At 44.0% G+C, this 1,037-nt stretch carries 1 protein-coding gene and 1 pseudogene; both read right to left on the bottom strand.

Translation table 11 applies throughout. The annotated features are described in order from the left end of the window. The coding region (locus P0N66_RS12745; protein WP_275806016.1) for an AAA family ATPase at window positions 1-510 on the bottom strand (510 nt) is incomplete at its 3' end. Window positions 511-622: 112 nt separating this feature from the next. Continuing rightward, window positions 623-1,037: pseudogene (locus P0N66_RS12740) on the bottom strand (retron St85 family RNA-directed DNA polymerase); the annotation flags it as partial.

Raw genomic sequence — 1,037 nt, 5'->3', positions numbered from 1 at the left:
TGTATTTAGTAGATCTCTGAGGGCAGAGGGGCCGGTGAGCTTCGTGTGCTCATCCACCTTCGAAACTGCCGGAATGTAAATGATTTCCCCGAACTTTCCTTGCCCTACGTTCTTGAAACCGTAGAACCTCTCATCCGACAGTTGCCCACCTACATAGGCATAAGGGCCAGAAAGGCTCTTGTTTTCCTTGTCTTTTTGGTCGGACAAGAAATAGTTCCGCACTTTAAACGTTTGATCTAGCGATTTGTAGTCATCCTTTAGATTCGCGAACTCATCCGGGGATGGCTTAAATTCAATTTCCACCCAAGATTCATTGTCTGCAGCCCCTACGTGTGGGAGGTCGCGGCTCTTGTCGAACTTCACGCCATTCCCGTAGAAAGCCCGTATCGCGTCAATTACCGTCGTCTTACCCGCATTGTTGACGCCAACGAGAATTCCACAATCTGCAGTCGCGATAGTCGCATCACAAATCGAACGGAAATTGTGGATCGTTACCTTAACGGCCTTCATAGACTCCCTCTTGACGCCGAACAATTAAGTTGAGTGGTGCGCAAATGAGCTATCCCGGCAGGCCGCCGAAGTTATTCGCATCCACTCAAAACGCCTGGTTCGGAAATTTGTATCAAATGCCGTTAACAGTATGTTTCCCGTATTTAGTTTCCATACGTTCAACAAATTTAGGTTCAACATCACGAGCAAAAGCTAGCATCCCTCGAAGGTGATTTTTTTCTTTGTCAGATAATTTACCCTGTAACAAATGATGTATTTGTGCACGAATACGACGTTTGTTGTCCCGCCCAAGCGAAACCTCCCCTGAATTTGTTAGGATCAACCCTGTCACTAAACGCCGGTGTGCTTTTGAACCAAACACTGTTTTTCTTTCATTAAGCTTTAATATTGGAAATGATAGTGACTCCAACACATTTTCAACTTTTTTTAGCACTTCGCCCCTCAGTTTCATATCATGCATTGAAAATGCTAAATCATCAGCATATCTCGTATATGAAATGTTATTTTCAGAACAATAACTAAAAATA

This window comes from Desulfurivibrio dismutans (genome assembly GCF_029210385.1).
Lineage (GTDB): Bacteria > Desulfobacterota > Desulfobulbia > Desulfobulbales > Desulfurivibrionaceae > Desulfurivibrio > Desulfurivibrio dismutans.
The sequence above is the reverse complement of the archived record's forward strand: the minus strand, read 5'-3'. Positions and strand labels throughout refer to the sequence as shown.